The sequence below is a fragment of the Kitasatospora sp. NPDC057198 genome (assembly GCF_042670125.1).
Taxonomy (GTDB): domain Bacteria; phylum Actinomycetota; class Actinomycetes; order Streptomycetales; family Streptomycetaceae; genus Kitasatospora.
This window is the reverse complement of sequence record NZ_JBHUWH010000220.1, coordinates 1-12,469: the sequence shown is the minus strand read 5'-3', so window position 1 is coordinate 12,469 and position 12,469 is coordinate 1. Positions and strand designations below refer to the sequence as shown.

Genomic DNA, 12,469 nt, shown 5'->3' with positions numbered 1-12,469 from the left:
CCTCAGAGCCGACGGGCCGCCTCGTCGATGGCCCAGAGGACCAGGCGAGTACTCACCGACTCCTCGACCAGCCGGATGAACAACTCCTCCGATCCTTCGTGCCGAAACACCTCCAGGATCTCCACCACGGCCCCGCGGTCGTCCCTGGAGCGGAATTCGACGACCACCTCGCTCGAATCGATCGGCGAGAAGTTCACGACCTCGATGGCATTTCCGTTGTGCCATTCAGGCCTGTACTCAAGCTCCCGCATCAAGGAACCCCACGAATTCGACCCCTCGCCCGTCGCCTGCACGCACTTCGACCAGGCTGCTCCGGTACCGCTTGCCCTCCGGCGTCGGCCGGGCGAGGACATGGTACGTGTGCAGGTCGGCCACGGTGCCGCAGCCGGTGATCGTCCCGGTCGCGGGCTCGGGCCCGGCCCGACGCTCCGTCACCACCACCGGTCGTCGAGGGGGAGCGGGCCGGTGGTGGTGGCGGGTACGTGCCCGTCGGGCATCCGGAGCAGAACGGGCTTGAGGTGCAGGCCCGGCTGGAAGGCCCCGAACCCGGCGGGGGAGGCGGGCACGACGGTCGGCACGGCGGACGGCGCCACCACCGTTCCGGCGAAGAAGGCGTAGGCCCAGTCCGCCGGGCCCCGGTCGGCACCCACCCCGCTGGCCACCGCCCGCAGCGTCCAGCCCGGACCGTCGCAGCCGAACACCGAGAAGGACGTCCAAACATGGCGGCCGGTGGTGAGGTGCTCCCCGAGCACTTCGCAGCGCAGCTCCGTTCCGTACGGCCCGGCGCACTCGCGGGCCTCCCCGCCCATGGCGAGGACGTTCGCCGCGAACCCCTGCCGGCCCTCCGTCCAGGCGCCGCTCCGCTGGGCGTGCCACGCCTGGAGTTGCAGGGCCCGGGAGTTCCGGACCACCGTGACCGACACCACCTGGTCGGAGTTCCGGGGAACGCCGACCTGGACCTCCTCGCCGGGCAGCAGCGGGACCAGCAGCCCGCCGAGGTCGACGAGCTCCGTCCGCGGCCGACCGCCCTCCCGCACGTCCCACGGCCCGGTGTCGATCCCCCGGCGTCCGCCCGATGCCCCGTCGTTCCCCAACTCGGCCTCCCTCAGCCGCCGTTCCGGTACGCGGCGACCACCGTACCCAGCAGGCCCGGGAAGCGCTCCTCCAGGTCGGCCGCGCGCAGCGTGGTCAGCCGGCGGTTGGCCTCCTCGCGGTGGCGGATCACGCCCGCCTCGCGCAGCACCTTGAAGTGGTGGCTGAGGGTGGACGGCGCGACGTCCACCGGGAAGGTGCCGCAGGCGCGTTCGGGTTCCGCGCTGAGGGTCTGCACGATGGTCATCCGGGTCGGGTCGGCCAGCGCGTGCAGCACGTCCAGCAGGTCGATGTCGGCGGTGTCGGGGTACTGCGGCGCCTCGCGGCGGCGACCGGGACGGGGCACGGGGCGCTTCCTTCCAGGGATGTTCGACAGATCTCGAAGTTGCGTGGTATCAATTTCGACGTTCGTAGAACATCGTAGATGCAGACGCCCCAGGGGGAAACCATGCGTGCACTCGTCATGACCGAGGCCGGCGGCTCCGAGCACAGCCACGTCCTCGACGTCGAAGCCCCCGAGCCCGGCCCCGGCCAGGTCGCCATCGACGTCACCCACGCCGGGCTCAACTTCGTCGACGTGATGGCCCGCCGCGGCGACAACGGCTACGGCACCGACTGGCCGCGCCACCCCGGCAAGGAGGTCGCCGGTACCGTCCGCGCCCTCGGCGAGGGCGTCACCCACCTCGCCGTCGGCACCCCCGTGGTCGCCGCCACCCGGGCCGGCGGCCTCGCCGAGGTCGCCGTCGCCGACGCGGCCCTCACCGTCCCCGTCCCCGCCGGCGTCCCGCTGCACGTCGCCGCCACCGCCCCGCTCGGCCTCGCCACCACGCTCCTGCTGCTCACCGACGCCGGACGCTTCGCCCCCGGCGAGAGCGTCCTCGTCCACTCGGCCAGCGGCGGCGTCGGCACCGCCGTCGCCCGCCTGCTCCCCCACCTCGGCGGCGGCCGCCTGCTCGGCACCGTCGGACGCCCCGAGAAGACCGCCACCGCCCTGCGCAACGGCTACCACGCGGTGCACGCCCGCGACACCGACCCCGCCGAACTCGCCGCCCGCCTGCGCGCGGACAACGACGGACGCGGCATCGACCTCGTCCTCGACCCGCTCGGCACCGCCGCCATCGACCTCGACCTCGACCTGCTCGCCCCCGGCGGCCGCGTCGTCCTCTTCGGCAACGCGGGCGGCAGCGCCCCCGACCCCCTCCCGAGCTTCCCCCGGCTGCTCGCCGCCAACGCCACCCTCACCGGCTTCAGTCACAACGGACTGCTCACCCACGCCCCCGCGAAGGTCGCCGACGCGATCCGCCGCGCCCTCGACCTGCTCGCCACCGGCACCCTCGACACCCCGGTGACCGTCCTCCCCGACCTCACCGCCGTCCCCGCCGCCCACGACCTCCTCGCCACCGGCCACGGCGAGGGCAAGTACGTCGTCACCCTCTAGAACCACCACCGGGGGCCCGGCACGAACGGCGGGAGGCGAAATCAGGGGCCCGGGGAACGGCGGGGCCGTGCTGCTGACGGCCGGAGCCCATCGGAGGTTCGTGCTGCTGCGTGTCTTGAACAGAACCGGAAGCCGATGCGCGGCACGGCAGTGAACCATCAGCAGACCCGTGCTCGCCGTTCCCCGAGCCCCTGAATGCGCAGGGCTCAGGTCGCCGCGATGACCGTCACCAGCGCGACCAGCCCCGCCAGGGTCGGGGCGATGACCCACCAGCACCAGGTGGTGGTGAGCTCGCCGCCCGCCGAGGGCTTGTGCGCGTTGCGTTCGGCCTGTTCCTGGAGCGCGTTGACGACCGCGTCGGACCAGGCGCGGGTGGGGTCGAGCTCGTCCGGTCGCGGGGTGCGCGGGGCCCTGCCGGGGCGGGCGGGGCCGCGCAGCGCGGGGTCGCCCTCGGCGGCGGCGCGGGTCGCCCGGCGGGTGGCCTTCTTGCGCTGGCGGATCGAGACCGGGATCGCCCAGACCTGGAACTTGCGCCCGGCGGCGAAGAGTTCGACCGAGTACCCGGCCTTGAGGCCCTCGACGGTGGACCACGGCGCGACGATCGTCCGCAGCGGGTTGCGGACGATCAGCCGCCGGTCGTTGGCGCGCACCACCGGCCGCAGGGTGTAGGCGATCACCGGGAAGGCGAAGACCGGCGCGGCGGCGAGCGCGACCCACGGGGTGGCTCCGGTGCCGGTCACCACGGCGTCGACGATCAGCCAGGCGGCGACGGCGAGCATCATGGCGCCCGCGATGACACTGGGGACGGAGCGGTAGACGCGGTCGGCGTACACGGGCTCGTCGGCGGCGGAACCCTGGTGGGGTGTCCGGTCGGATTCGGTCATGCCGTCGATTCTGCCCCAGGGCCCGGGTCGTCCCCAATGGCGACCCGGGCACGGGACGGTCACGAACTCCGTCGCCGGCGGGCCGCCGTCAGTCGGTGCGCCGCCGCAGCGTCGCGGCGCCGAGGCCGAGGGCGAGCAGGGCGCTGCCGGCCACCACGGCGAGGTCGACGAGGACGCTTCCGCCGATCCCGCTCTCCCGGGTGATCCGGCCCATCGCGTCGACGGCGTACGAGAGCGGCAGCACGTCGGAGATCAGCCGCAGCACCGGTGCCATGTCGTCGCGCGGCACGAACAGCCCGCAGAGCAGGAGTTGGGGCAGCAGGACGGCGGGGAGGAACTGGACGGCCTGGAACTCGGTGGCGGCGAACGCGGAGACCAGCAGGCCCAGCGCCATGCCGAGCAGCCCGTCGGCGACCGCGACGGCGAACAGCGCCCAGGCCGGCCCGGCGACGTCCAGGCCGAGCACGCCGATGGTGAGCGCGGAGGCCAGCACGGCCTGGAGCAGGGCGACGGCGCCGAAGGCGAGCGCGTAGCCGAGCAGCAGGTCGGCCTTGCCGAGCGGCATGGTGAGCAGGCGCTCCAGGGTGCCGCCGGTGCGTTCGCGGAGCATCGCGACCGAGGTGACCAGGAACATCACCAGCAGCGGGAAGACGCCGAGCAGCTCCGGGCCGATCCGGTCGAAGGTGGCGGGCTGCGCGTCGTACATGTAGCGCAGCAGCACCAGCAGCAGGCAGGGCACGAACAGCAGCATCGCCACGGTGCGCGGGTCGTGCCGCAGCTGGGCCAGCACGCGGGCGGCGGTGGCGAGGGTGCGGCGGGCGGCGGCGTTCACCGGGCGGCCTCCGGTTCGGTGCGGACGAGGGTGAGGAAGGCGCTCTCCACGTCGGGCGCGCCGGTGGCGGCGAGCAGCGCGGCGGGGGTGTCGTGGGCGAGCAGCCGGCCCTCGCGCATCAGGACCAGCCGGTCGCAGCGGGTGGCCTCGTCCATGACGTGGCTGGAGACCAGCAGGGTGGCGCCGGCGGCGGCGAGCTCCCGGAACAGCTGCCAGAGCTCCTGCCGCAGCACGGGGTCGAGGCCGACGGTGGGCTCGTCCAGGACGAGCAGTTCGGGGTGGCCGAGCAGGGCGGCGGCGAGCGAGACCCGGGCGCGCTGGCCGCCGGAGAGCCGGGCGGCGGGGGTGCGCCGGTGGGCGTCCAGGCCGACCTCGGCGATCACCCGGTCGGGGTCGCCGGGCGGGGCGCCGAGCACGGCGGCGAAGTAGTCGAGGTTCTCGCCGACCGTCAGGTCCCCGTACACCGAGGGCGCCTGGGTGACGTAGCCGACCCGGTCGCGCAGCCCGGCGGCCCCGGCCGGGCGCCCCAGCACGGTGACGCGACCGGCCGCGACCCGCTGCACCCCGACGACACTGCGCAGCAGGGTGGTCTTGCCGCACCCGCTGGGCCCGAGCAGCCCGGTGACGCTGCCCCGCTCCACGACGAGGTCGATCCCGGGCAGCACGGTGGCGCCACCGCGCCGCACCACCAGCCCCTCGACCCTGATCGCGGGGCCGTCGGACGGCCCCGCCGAAGAATTCATCATGTGATGAGTTTCCGCCGCCCACCACCCCCCGTCAAGCGACAGGACAAGAACGACGGATCCGTGCTGCGCAGTGGCCCCTTCAGGGGCCCGGGGAACGGCGGGTCCGTGCTGCGCATGGGCCCCGACAGGGGCCCGGGGAACGGCGGGTCCGTGCTGCTGACGGCCGGAGCCCATCGAAGGTCCGTGCTGCTGCGTGCCTGAAACGGAACCGGAAGCCGATGCGCGCCACGGCAGTGCACCGTCAGCAGACCCGGGCTCGCCGTTCCCCGAGCCCCTGGTTTCGCCTCCCGCCGTTCTTGCCGAGCACCTGGTGGCGGCGCCCCGCGCCGATAAGCGGTGCGGCCCGAACACCCCGGTTCGGTACGATTGCCGTCGGCCGGACGGCAGCCGAACCGCCCCGCACCGGCCCCTCTGAACCCACCCGCGGCCGCCTCTCGGCGTGCCCGCCGGAGAGCATGGGAGTCCCCAGGATGACTCGGCAGTTGATCACCAGCGCGCTTCCCTACATCAACGGGATCAAGCACCTGGGCAACATGGTCGGGTCGATGCTCCCGGCGGACGTCTACTCCCGGTACCTGCGCCAGCGCGGCCACGAGGTGCTGTACATCTGCGCGACCGACGAGCACGGCACGCCCGCCGAGCTGGCCGCCCAGGAGGCGGGGCTGCCGGTGGCGGAGTTCTGCGCCCGGGCGCACGACCAGCAGAAGGCGATCTACGAGGGCTTCGAGCTGTCCTTCGACTACTTCGGCCGCTCGTCCTCGCCGCAGAACCGCGAGATCACCCAGGAGATCGCCCGCGAGCTGCACGCCAACGGCTTCATCGAGGAGCGGGCGATCCGCCAGGTCTACTCGATCGCGGACGGCCGCTTCCTGCCGGACCGCTACATCGTCGGCACCTGCCCGCACTGCGGCTACGACAAGGCGCGCGGCGACCAGTGCGAGAACTGCACCCGCGTCCTGGACCCGACCGACCTGCTGGAGCCGCGCTCGGCGATCAGCGGCAGTTCGGAGCTGGAGGTGCGGGAGACCAAGCACCTGTTCCTGCTCCAGTCGAAGCTGACCGACGAGGTGGAGTCCTGGATCGCCGCCAACGGCGACGGCTGGCCGGTGCTGGCCTCCTCGATCGCCCGCAAGTGGTTGACCGAGGGCCTGCAGGACCGCGCGATCACCCGCGACCTGGAGTGGGGCGTCCCGGTGCCGGCCGACACCTGGCCGGAGCTGGCCGCCGAGGGCAAGGTGTTCTACGTCTGGTTCGACGCCCCGATCGAGTACATCGGCGCGACCAAGGAGTGGGCGGACGCCACCGGCGGCGACTGGCGCTCCTGGTGGTACGAGGCGGACGACACCGTCCGGTACACCGAGTTCATGGCGAAGGACAACGTCCCGTTCCACACGGTGATGTTCCCGGCCACGATCCTGGGCTCGCGCAAGCCGTGGAAGAAGGTCGACTACGTCAAGGCGTTCAACTGGCTGACGTACTACGGCGGGAAGTTCTCCACCAGCCAGAAGCTCGGCATCTTCACCGACGTCGCGCTGGAGCTGCTGCCCGCCGACTACTGGCGCTACTACCTGATGGCGAACGCCCCGGAGTCCGACGACTCCAGCTTCACCTGGGACCTGTTCGCGGCCACCGTCAACAAGGACCTCGCCGACACCCTGGGCAACTTCGTCAACCGGGTGCTGTCCTTCAGCCGCAAGCGCTTCGGCGACGAGGTCCCGGCGGGCGCGCCGAACGGCGAGGCGGAGCAGCAGCTCGGCACCCAGATCGCCGAACTGCTCGCCGAGTACGAGGCGCAGCTGGACGGGCTGAACTTCCGCAAGGCCGCGCAGGCGCTGCGCGCGCTGTGGTCGGCGGGCAACTCCTACCTCGACGTCACCGCGCCGTGGACGCAGATCAAGACCGACCCGGAGGCGGCCGCGCGCACCCTGCGCACCGCGATCAACCTGATCCACCTGTACGCGGTGGTCTCCGAGCCGTTCATCCCGGCCGCGGCCAGGGCGATCCGGGGGTCCTTCGCCCTCGACGGCGACACCCGCAGCTGGGTGTCGGCCGAGGAGGCCCGCGCCCTCGCGCTCGTCCCGGCCGGCACCGGCTTCACCGTCCCGCCGGTGCTGTTCGCCAAGATCACCGACGAGGACCTGGCCGCCTGGACCGAGCGCTTCGGCGGCGGCCAGTAGCACCAAAAGCCGGCAGCACCGGGGCCCAGCAGCACCGGCGGCCAGTAGCACCGGGGCCCAGCAGCACCGGCTGCCGCTCAGCCCGTCAGGTACCCCTGGAGGGTGCGCCCCAGCATCGGGGCCAGCACCTCCGGGGGTGCCGAGGCGAGCGGCTCGACCGCGATCACGTAGCGGGCCATCGCCAGCCCGACGATCTGCGACATCACCAGTTCGACCCGCAACTCGGGCTGGTCGGCGTCCAGTTGCCCGGCCACCCGGGCGACCAGCTCGGTCACCATGAAGCCGCGCATCAGTGCCGCGACCTCCTCGCTGGCGGCGGCCGTCCGCACCAGCGCGAGCAGCCGGTCGCGGACCTCCGGCTGCTCCCACAGGCCCAGCACGAAGGCGGCGAGCCGCTCGCCGGTCGTCGCCGGGTCGCCCGCGAACACGTCCTCCACCAGTGCGCGCGGGTCGACCGGGAACTCCAGCGCCGCCGCGAACAGCCGGTCCTTGCTGCCGAAGTAGTGGTGCAGCAGCGCCGCGTCCACCCCCGCGCCGCGGGCGATCGCCCGCATGCTGGCCTTCTGGTAGCCGTGCGCCGCGAACTCCGCGCGGGCCGCCGCCAGCACCGTCCCCCGGGTGTCCCCGCCCCCGGGCCGCCGCCCCCGGGCCTTCGTTCCGCCGCTCATCCCCCCATTGTCGCCGCCGGGCCGCCCCCGGCGGGGCCCCGCCCCGGGTCCCGCCGGCACCCCGGCGGAAACCGCCCCCCAACGAAAACCGGCCGCCGTTCGTGGTACCGGGTGGGAGGACGACGGAGGGGGACGCGGTGGCGGACTGGGCGGGACTGCTCGCCGAACTGGTGGCGGTGCGCGGCGCCGAGCTGAACCGGTACGGCTTCCTGCTGACCGGTGACCGGGCGGAGGCCGCGGACCTGGTGCAGGAGGCCCTGGTGCGGGTCTTCGTCCGGCCGCACCGCTCCTGGGACCTCGGGCGGCTGGAGGGGTACGTCCGCCGGACGATGCTCAACCGCTTCCTCGACCAGCACCGGCGGCGGCGGCGCTACGCCCTGCTGGCCCCCCGGGCGGCCGGGCCGGAGGCCGGCGCCGACCACAGCGGGCCGGTCGCCGACCGGCTGCAGCTGCTGGACGCGCTGGACGCGCTCTCGCCCGCCCAGCGGGCCTGCGTGGTGCTGCGCTACTACGAGGACCTGCCGGTGGCGGGGGTGGCGGCCCGGCTGGGCTGCCGCGAGGGCACCGTGAAGCGGCACCTCAGCGACGGGCTGGCGCGCCTGGGCGCGGCGCTGGGGACGGACCGACGGGCGCCCGAGGAAGGCGGTGGCACGTGAACCCCGAGGAGATCCGCGCACGGCTGTCCGGCGCCGCCGAGTCGGCCGGCCCGCCGGAGCTGGACACCGCGCTGCTGGTGCGCCGGGTCCGCCGCGGCCGGCTGGCCCGGCGGGCGCTGACCGGCGGTGCGGCGCTGGTGCTGGCGGCCGCGGCGGTGCTGGGCGCGGTGCGCTGGTCCGGCCCCGGCGGCGGGGAGGCCGACGCCGCCGGCTCGCCGGACGGCCCGTACGCCTGCGGCCGGCGGCTGCCGTCCGGGGGCCCGGCGACGGCCGCGAACGGGATCACCCTCTCGATCCTCTCGGTCCGCGGGGCGGGCGACGGCAGCGGCCCGGAGATCACGGTCGGGCTCGGCGCGGACCGGGCGTTCCAGGCGACCGGTGCGCCGCCGGAGTACCTGGAGGTGCTGTACCTGCGCGACGGCGTGGTGGTGGGCGGCGGCCCGCTGCTGAAGCGCCCCGGCGACCGCTACGAGCAGGGCACGGACGCGGTCGGCTACACCTACCGGCTGTCCCCGGGGGCGCCGCTGGCCGTGCCGCTGGGCCCGCGCGACGGGCTCTGCCCGTCGGTGACGTGGCCGCGGGTGTGGTCGGAGCCGGGCCGGTACGAGGTGGTGGTGCTGGTGAATCCGCCGGTGGAGCTGGGCGCCCCGCCGCCGTCCGGTCCGCCGCAGCCGTGGCTGGTGGCCCGCGCGCCCCTCCCGGGGTAGCCGCCCGGCGGGGCGGGGCGCATTTCGGTCAGGCATCGAAACCGCCCCGCACTACCGGCTTCCTACGCGCGTAGATATGCTGCTCTGGTGACTATGTCCACTCTTGCAGCCAACGCCCCCGGCGCCGCGGGCGGCGGCCTCTCGGACGTCGCGGCGTCCGAGGCCACCTTGCGCCGTTTCCTGCACGGCCTGCCCGGGGTCGATCAGGTCGGTCTGGAGTCGCGGGCCGCGACCCTCGGCACCCGGTCGATCAAGACCACCGCGAAGGCGTTCGCCATCGACCTCGCCATCTCGATGATCGACCTGACCACGCTGGAGGGCGCGGACACGGTCGGCAAGGTCCGCTCGCTGTGCGCGAAGGGCCTGAACCCGGACCCGTCGGACCGCTCCACCCCGCAGGTCGCGGCGATCTGCGTGTACCCGGACATGGTCGCCACCGCGAAGGAGGCGCTGCGCGGCAGCGGCGTCCAGGTCGCCTCGGTGGCCACCGCCTTCCCGTCCGGCCGGGCCGGCCTGCCGGTCAAGCTGGCCGACACCGCGGAGGCGGTCGCCGCGGGCGCGGACGAGATCGACATGGTGATCGACCGGGGCGCCTTCCTGGCCGGCCGCTACCTGGAGGTGTTCGAGACGATCAAGGCCGTCAAGGCGGCCTGCGAGCGTCCCGACGGCAGCGCGGCCCACCTCAAGGTGATCTTCGAGACCGGCGAGCTGCAGACGTACGACAACGTCCGCCGGGCGTCCTGGCTGGCGATGATCGCCGGCGCGGACTTCATCAAGACCTCCACCGGCAAGGTCGCCGTGAACGCGACCCCGCCGGTGACGCTGCTGATGCTGGAGGCGGTGCGGGACTTCCGCGCGGCGACCGGCACGCAGATCGGCGTGAAGCCGGCCGGCGGCATCCGCACCACCAAGGACGCGATGAAGTACCTGGTGATGGTGAACGAGACGCTGGGCGACGACTGGCTCAGCCCGCACTGGTTCCGGTTCGGCGCCTCCAGCCTGCTGAACGACCTGCTGATGCAGCGCCAGAAGCTGAGCACCGGACGGTACTCCGGTCCCGACTACGTGACGGTGGACTGACGACGATGGCCAAGACCAAGAAGACCGAGACCGAGCCGCCCGTGAAGCGCTCCGGCCTGTTCGCGTACGCCCCGGCGCCCGAGTCCCCCGCCGCCGCGGGGGAGATCGCCACGAGCTACGGCCACTTCATCGGCGGCGAGTTCGTCGACTCCTCCGGCTCGGAGGCGCTGAAGACCGTCAACCCGGCGACCGAGCAGGTGCTCGCCGAGTTCGCCCAGGGCACCGAGGAGGACGTGGACCGCGCGGTGAAGGCCGCCCGGAAGGCGTTCGCCGACTGGTCGGCGCTGCCGGGCAGCGAGCGCGCCAAGTACCTGTTCCGGATCGCCCGGATCGTCCAGGAGCGCAGCCGCGAGCTGGCCGTGCTGGAGTCGATCGACAACGGCAAGCCGATCCGGGAGACCCGTGACGTCGACCTGCCGCTGGTCGCCGCGCACTTCTTCTACTACGCGGGCTGGGCCGACAAGCTCGACTTCGCCGGCTACGGGCCGAACCCGCGCCCGCTGGGCGTGGCCGCGCAGGTCATCCCGTGGAACTTCCCGCTGCTGATGCTGGCCTGGAAGATCGCCCCGGCGCTGGCCACCGGCAACACGGTGGTGCTGAAGCCCGCCGAGACGACGCCGCTGACCGCCCTGCGCTTCGCCGAGATCTGCCGCCAGGCGGGCCTGCCGAAGGGCGTGGTGAACATCGTCACCGGCGACGGCCGCACCGGCGCCGCGCTGACCTCGCACCCGGACGTCAACAAGGTCGCCTTCACCGGCTCGACCCCGGTCGGCCGGGCGATCGCCCGGCAGCTGGCCGGCACCCGCACCAAGCTCTCGCTGGAGCTGGGCGGCAAGGCCGCGAACATCGTGTTCGACGACGCGCCGCTGGACCAGGCGGTCGAGGGCATCGTCAACGGCATCTTCTTCAACCAGGGCCACGTGTGCTGCGCGGGCAGCCGCCTGCTGGTGCAGGAGTCGGTGCAGGACGAGCTGCTGGACGCGCTCAAGCGCCGGATGGGCACCCTGCGGGTCGGCGATCCGCTGGACAAGAACACCGACGTCGGCGCGATCAACTCGGCCGCCCAGCTGGCCCGGATCACCGAGCTGGCGGAGGCGGGCGAGCAGGAGGGTGCCGAGCGCTGGGCCCCGGAGTGCGAACTCCCGGGCGCGGGCTACTGGTTCCGCCCGACGCTGTTCACCGGCGTCTCGCAGGCGCACCGGATCGCCCGCGAGGAGATCTTCGGCCCGGTGCTGTCCGTGCTGACCTTCCGCACCCCGGCCGAGGCGGTGGAGAAGGCCAACAACACCCCGTACGGCCTGTCCGCGGGCATCTGGACGGAGAAGGGCTCGCGCATCCTGTGGATGGCGAACCGGCTCCGGGCGGGCGTGGTGTGGGCGAACACCTTCAACAAGTTCGACCCGACCTCGCCGTTCGGCGGGTACAAGGAGTCCGGTTACGGCCGCGAGGGCGGCCGCCACGGTCTGGAGCCCTACCTGAATGTCGAGGCCCTCGATGTCTGAGAACACGGCACGCACCGGTGTCTTCAAGACCTACAAGCTGTACGTCGGCGGGAAGTTCCCGCGCTCGGAGAGCGGGCGGGTGTACGAGGTGACCGACACGAAGGACCAGTGGCTGGCGAACGCCCCGCTGGGCACCCGCAAGGACGCCCGGGACGCCGTGCTGGCGGCCCGCGCCGCGGTCAAGGGCTGGTCGGGCACCACCGCGTACAACCGCGGCCAGGTGCTGTACCGGGTCGCCGAGATGCTGGAGGGCCGCCGGGAGCAGTTCGCGGCCGAGGTCGCCGCGGCCGAGGGCGTGGGCGCGAAGAAGGCGGCGGCGCTGGTGGACGCGGCGGTCGACCGCTGGGTCTGGTACGCGGGCTGGACCGACAAGGTCGCGCAGGTCGCGGGCGGCGCCAACCCGGTGGCGGGGCCGTTCTTCAACCTGTCCACCCCGGAGCCGACCGGCGTGGTCGGCGTGCTGGCGCCGCAGGCCGGGCACGGCTTCTCGCTGCTGGGCCTGGTGTCGGTGGTCGCCCCGGCGATCGCCACCGGCAACACCGTGGTGGTCGCGGCCGCCGAGCGGGCCCTGCTGCCCGCGCTGTCGCTGGGCGAGGTGCTGGCCACCTCGGACGTGCCGGGCGGCGTGGTCAACCTGCTGTCCGGCCGCACCGCCGACATCGCCCCGACGCTGGCCTCGCACCAGGA

The 12,469-nt window shown here is 73.7% G+C and carries 14 protein-coding genes; 7 read left to right on the top strand and 7 right to left on the bottom strand.

Features of this window, described 5'->3' with window-relative positions; genetic code table 11:
* Nucleotides 1–2: 2 nt before the first annotated feature.
* The 3 genes from ACFUEL_RS23355 to ACFUEL_RS23345 all read right to left on the bottom strand — a co-directional run bounded on the left by ACFUEL_RS23355 (nt 3) and on the right by ACFUEL_RS23345 (nt 1,438).
* Nucleotides 3–197: a hypothetical protein gene (locus ACFUEL_RS23355; protein ID WP_380238649.1), complete on the bottom strand. Its 195-nt coding sequence runs from the start codon at nt 195–197 to the stop codon at nt 3–5.
* Between the two features lie 234 nt (nt 198–431).
* Entirely contained in the window at nt 432–1,094 is a 663-nt protein-coding gene (locus tag ACFUEL_RS23350; RefSeq protein WP_380238647.1) for a DUF3710 domain-containing protein, read from the bottom strand.
* 11 nt (nt 1,095–1,105) lie between these two features.
* Complete coding sequence (locus tag ACFUEL_RS23345; RefSeq protein ID WP_380238645.1) at nt 1,106–1,438, bottom strand: ArsR/SmtB family transcription factor; 333 nt, start codon at nt 1,436–1,438, stop codon at nt 1,106–1,108.
* 102 nt (nt 1,439–1,540) lie between these two features.
* Between ACFUEL_RS23345 and ACFUEL_RS23340 the strand changes: the two genes are divergently transcribed.
* A complete protein-coding gene (locus tag ACFUEL_RS23340) occupies nt 1,541–2,530 on the top strand; it encodes a zinc-binding alcohol dehydrogenase family protein (RefSeq protein ID WP_380238643.1) in 990 nt (329 codons plus the stop codon).
* Between the two features lie 206 nt (nt 2,531–2,736).
* On the opposite strand, the gene ACFUEL_RS23335 is transcribed toward ACFUEL_RS23340, so the two are convergent.
* The 3 genes from ACFUEL_RS23335 to ACFUEL_RS23325 all read right to left on the bottom strand — a co-directional run bounded on the left by ACFUEL_RS23335 (nt 2,737) and on the right by ACFUEL_RS23325 (nt 4,992).
* Entirely contained in the window at nt 2,737–3,414 is a 678-nt protein-coding gene (locus ACFUEL_RS23335; RefSeq protein ID WP_380238641.1) for a PH domain-containing protein, read from the bottom strand.
* An 88-nt stretch (nt 3,415–3,502) separates the two neighbouring features.
* Entirely contained in the window at nt 3,503–4,246 is a 744-nt protein-coding gene (locus ACFUEL_RS23330) for an ABC transporter permease (RefSeq protein WP_380238639.1), read from the bottom strand.
* Entirely contained in the window at nt 4,243–4,992 is a 750-nt protein-coding gene (locus ACFUEL_RS23325; RefSeq protein ID WP_380238637.1) for an ABC transporter ATP-binding protein, read from the bottom strand. The genes ACFUEL_RS23330 and ACFUEL_RS23325 overlap by 4 nt, the downstream gene beginning before the upstream one ends.
* Nucleotides 4,993–5,462: 470 nt before the next feature.
* On the opposite strand from ACFUEL_RS23325, the gene metG reads away from it, so the two are divergent.
* Nucleotides 5,463–7,169 (top strand): methionine--tRNA ligase, encoded by a 1,707-nt coding sequence (gene metG / locus ACFUEL_RS23320; RefSeq protein ID WP_380238635.1) that lies wholly within the window; start codon nt 5,463–5,465, stop codon nt 7,167–7,169.
* A 77-nt stretch (nt 7,170–7,246) separates the two neighbouring features.
* On the opposite strand, the gene ACFUEL_RS23315 is transcribed toward metG, so the two are convergent.
* The gene (locus ACFUEL_RS23315) at nt 7,247–7,837 is read right to left on the bottom strand and encodes a TetR family transcriptional regulator (protein WP_380238633.1); all 591 of its coding nucleotides are present in this window, start codon (nt 7,835–7,837) and stop codon (nt 7,247–7,249) included.
* 137 nt (nt 7,838–7,974) lie between these two features.
* On the opposite strand from ACFUEL_RS23315, the gene ACFUEL_RS23310 reads away from it, so the two are divergent.
* The 5 genes from ACFUEL_RS23310 to ACFUEL_RS23290 form a co-directional block, all read left to right on the top strand.
* On the top strand, nt 7,975–8,493 hold the full coding sequence (locus tag ACFUEL_RS23310; protein ID WP_380238631.1) for a sigma-70 family RNA polymerase sigma factor: 519 nt from the start codon (nt 7,975–7,977) through the stop codon (nt 8,491–8,493).
* Nucleotides 8,490–9,200: a hypothetical protein gene (locus ACFUEL_RS23305; RefSeq protein ID WP_380238629.1), complete on the top strand. Its 711-nt coding sequence runs from the start codon at nt 8,490–8,492 to the stop codon at nt 9,198–9,200. Before ACFUEL_RS23310 ends, ACFUEL_RS23305 begins: the two co-directional genes overlap by 4 nt.
* Before the next feature lie 93 nt (nt 9,201–9,293).
* Nucleotides 9,294–10,280: a deoxyribose-phosphate aldolase gene (deoC, locus tag ACFUEL_RS23300; RefSeq protein WP_380238627.1), complete on the top strand. Its 987-nt coding sequence runs from the start codon at nt 9,294–9,296 to the stop codon at nt 10,278–10,280.
* A 5-nt stretch (nt 10,281–10,285) separates the two neighbouring features.
* Nucleotides 10,286–11,782, top strand: coding sequence for an aldehyde dehydrogenase family protein (locus ACFUEL_RS23295; RefSeq protein ID WP_380238625.1), 1,497 nt, complete (start codon nt 10,286–10,288; stop codon nt 11,780–11,782).
* A partial coding sequence (locus tag ACFUEL_RS23290; RefSeq protein WP_380238623.1) for an aldehyde dehydrogenase family protein occupies nt 11,775–12,469 on the top strand: 695 nt, incomplete at its 3' end. The genes ACFUEL_RS23295 and ACFUEL_RS23290, both read left to right, overlap by 8 nt.